Annotated in this window: 2 protein-coding genes; one reads left to right on the forward strand and one right to left on the reverse strand. The window is 43.5% G+C overall.

The features are described from left to right. Positions 1 to 1,772, forward strand: a 1,772-nt coding sequence (locus AC3DOM_RS12625) for a single-stranded-DNA-specific exonuclease RecJ (RefSeq protein WP_487919404.1), incomplete at its 5' end; no start/stop codon positions are given. 52 nt (positions 1,773 to 1,824) lie between these two features. On the opposite strand, the gene AC3DOM_RS12630 is transcribed toward AC3DOM_RS12625, so the two are convergent. Continuing rightward, positions 1,825 to 4,099: fused MFS/spermidine synthase (locus tag AC3DOM_RS12630; RefSeq protein ID WP_487919405.1), on the reverse strand; the 2,275-nt coding region annotated here is incomplete at its 5' end.

Here is a 4,099-nt window from a genome sequence, read left to right on the forward strand (position 1 = left end):
AACGCCTGCCGGTGGGCCATCCGCTTTCGACCCTTCCGGGTGTAGGAGTGGCCTATAAGTTGGCAGAAAAATTGCTCAGTAGTAAGGGTTTTAGCCCTTCAGCGACTGAAGTCGCCACAACAGATTTACTGGACCTTGTTGCCCTCGGCATCACCGCCGATGTAGCCGATCTGTATGGCGACGCGCGATACCTGCTCCAATGCGGATTGATAGAATTGCGGCAGACTAAACGGATCGGGTTGCAAACACTTTACGAGCTGGCTGGTATCTACCCATTGACAGTTAACGAAGGTGATATTGGCTTTGGGATCGCCCCACGGATGAACGCCATTGGACGGCTGGGAGATGCCAATATAATGGTCGATTTTCTAACCACCGAAAATCCTTCCCAGGCCCGGGTCATCGCGACCCAACTCGAAGGGCTGAATACCCAGCGCAGGCTGCTCACCAGCCAGGTTTATCAGGCTGCCGAGAGCCAATTGAGCAATGATCCCAAACTCAAGGAGACCGCCGCGCTCGTTCTGGCCCAAAAAGATTGGCCCGCCGGTGTGATCGGCATCACTGCCAGCCGACTTGGGGAGCGTTATCACAAGCCCGTCATATTGCTCTCGATTGGCGAAGATGGCCAGGCGCGTGGTTCGGCCCGTTCGGTAGCAGGCATCCATATCACCCAGGCAATCGCCGCCCAAAAGGATATATTGCACGGATTTGGGGGTCACCCGATGGCAGCCGGAATGGCTTTGGACGCGGAAAAAATCCCTGCATTTAGACGACGGATCAGCCAGACAATCAATGCAAGCTTGGGGGAAGAAGCGCCCCCCGAAGGGACTCTCCAAATTGATGCATGGATGGCAATGAATGAACTCAGCCTTGAACTGAGTGCAACACTTTCAAAGCTGGCTCCCTTCGGCCCCCGCAACCCGACCTTAACGCTCGCTTGTCGTGACCTTGAGATCAGCAGTGTCGCCAAGATGGGGCGCAATAAAGAGCATCTGCGCCTGACGGTCAAAGATCGCCAAGAAAATTTTCAATCCATTTTATGGTGGAATGCTGCCTATGAAGAGTTACCATCTGAAGGCAGTCGCTTTGACCTGGCTTTCAAGATGCGCACAGGTGAATATCAGGGTCAGCCACAGTTGACATTGGAAATGGTTGATTTTCGGATTACGGAAGAGGTTAGGAAAGAGGAAAGAGGAAAGAAGGTTGAAGTTATTCGGTTGAAAGTTGAAGGTTGGAAGGTTGAAAGTGGAGGAGCGCAAGTTTTTGTGGAAGGGAAATCGGAGATTAAGGGAAAGAACCGGTATGAACTGGGTGAATCATCAGCCCTGGCAATTTACACTTCCCCGCCAGGATCAAGCGAACTGCGTGACATCATTGAAAGAGTTAAGCCCACAACCATTTATTTGATCGGGATTGATCCACCAGCAATCACGCCACAGGGATTTCTTTCCCATTTGGCAGGGTTGGTGAAATATGCGCTGGCGAAGAAAGAAGGGCAAACCAGGATCTCAACCTTAGCCGCCGTCACTGCCCAGCGCGAGGCGACCATCCGCCTGGGACTGGAGTGGCTGGCTGCGGGGGGGCAGGTTGAGGTGGAAGTGGAAGGTGATGAAGTTATGCTTTCACAGACTTCAGAAATTAGACCTCAGACTTCAGAAAACTCGGGGAAATATGCGCAAGCTGAGCTCTTTCTTGCCATCAAGGGGCTATTAGCTGAGACGGTAGCGTATCGAAAACACTTTCACGTTTCAGAACCAGACTGGGTGGTATGATCAATAATGATCTTTAAACGTGTCTGAAATAGTATTGACATTCCAAAGTCTTTCAAGGAACTTCTTCACTTCTAAATTTTTTATATGCATTTCTGCGTGTCGTATATTCCAGGATAGGCAAATCATCGGTATTAATTTGGATGTCATCCCCTACGCGATTTGTGATATATCCTTCGTCACCGGAAATGTAATGCTCGAGTATGAATTCCTGGACATCCAGGTCCTCTTCATATTCCAGTCTCCTGACATAGTCCATCTCATCCGATACTGCATTATCATCAAGGTGTGGAAGATATATATCAGACGAGGGGTCTATCTTGTGATTTGAGGCCAAAAATACTTCGGCCCCACTATATTTAAAAATAAGTAGATGTGGATAGACTGAAGTGATCGTTTTGATAATGACACCGTAATCGTAATCACTCATTTCGTACACAGGAAGCCAGGTTGCATAAATACCATCTTCTTTTAGGCTTTTTTTGGTTATTTCAAAAAAATCCTTGGTAAACAATGGTGAAGATGCCCAAATATGTGAAGGCTCAGAAATGATGACATCATATTTTTTTGTTCCGGTAAAGAGATAATTTCTGGCATCAGCAATGACTAAATTTACTCTGGGGTCAGATAAGGCATCTCCATTATCGTGAATATACTGATTTGCTTCGATAATCACTTGATCAATTTCAATATCATCGATTGATGCAACTGCAGAAAACTTTGTCACCGCTTCTAAAGTATAACCACCGCCGTGGCCTATAATCGCCACCTCATCAGGCGATGCATGAAAGATGAGAGGCAAATCACTCAACATATTTTGTACCGTCGCATCCGTAGCGGCTTCTGTCCTGCCATTAATTTTTAGATATGTGCGTCCCGCTGATTTGATTACACTGACAAAAGAATAGGGACTTTGTTTTTGAAAAACAACTTCATCATCTCCTTTAACTTCGAAATATCTATCTGCGTCCCTATAGCGTGTTCCATGATAATAAACACCGTTGTACAGAAAATCAGGCCGATAAAAATAATTGAATAAAATTAATACTAAAAAAAGAAAATTTATGAATACTGCCATGAAAATCTTTAATTGGAGCCTGCCATAAAAATATATAAAAACAAAGGCTATTGCGATATAAATTAAAGACCCCAAAAGTGCAGTATTGTGGAGGCCAATTGTGTAGAATAACACAAATCCTGAAAGGAATGAGCCCAAAATAGAGCCAAATGAATTAAGAGAATATAACCTGCCCATATCAGATCCAATCGTTTCTCCTTTGGTGTATATTGTGCTTAGTATCGGGAGAGTCATTCCCATTAGGGTAGTAGGGATTAACAACACAGCTATTGCAACAGCTCCGAGGAGAAAAACAAACCGGGAATAGCTGTCTTCGCCAAAAAAGAGCTCCAGAAAGATCCTTTCAATATTCGGGAAAACAAGTAAAAGGATCAAGCTGGTCAACCCAATGCTTAATTCAATGACAGAAAAAAGTAATATTTTGTTTTTAATTGAACGGGCAATAAATTTTGCGGCAAAACTTCCAATACCCAAACCAAAAAGAAAGGAGGCAACGACCAGAGAAAATGAAAGAATACTGTTCCCATAGATCATGTCAAAAAAACGGATCCAAACATTCTCTAAGATTAAAGCTGCAAAACCCGAAAAGAAGAAAAGAACCAGGATTAGTGTGTCTGTTTTCTGTTTCTTTACATTCTCATTTTCAGGTATTCTTAAATCATTATTTTTTTCGACTCTAATAAAGGTAAGAATAAAAATTCCTAAGGTTATATTTACCACCGATGCGATAAGGGATGTATTTAAAAAACCAATTACCCAAACTAACACTAACCCAGTGATCAATAGCCCAACAGCACCACCCAATGTATCAGCTGCATAGCACCAACTGACACTGCCTCCTATATCTTTATCTTCATGGTAATACAACTTTACAACTGAAGGAAATGCAACGCCAATAAGAAATGTCGGAATAATTAGAATAAAAGCGCTGATAATAAATTGAATAACGTTTACTAAAAATAGGTTCCCTCCAAATAGAGTGAAAAGGGGTAGGTAAGCATATTTGATGCTATCAATCAGGAATAATGTGAGTAAACAGCTCGCTCCAATAAGAATCTCAAGAGAACCGAGAAATTTATACGGGGTTTTGGATCTTTCGATTAGTTTTCCTCCATATAAACTACCAAGCGCCAAACCGGCTAAAAATATACTGAGCACGGTACTTACAGCCAATGCATTTGCACCGAATACCAGGGTAAGCTTTCTGGTCCAAATTAATTCATAAGCCAGAGATGTTAAGCCTGTAAAAAAG

It is taken from the genome of Candidatus Desulfolinea nitratireducens (genome assembly GCF_982879505.1).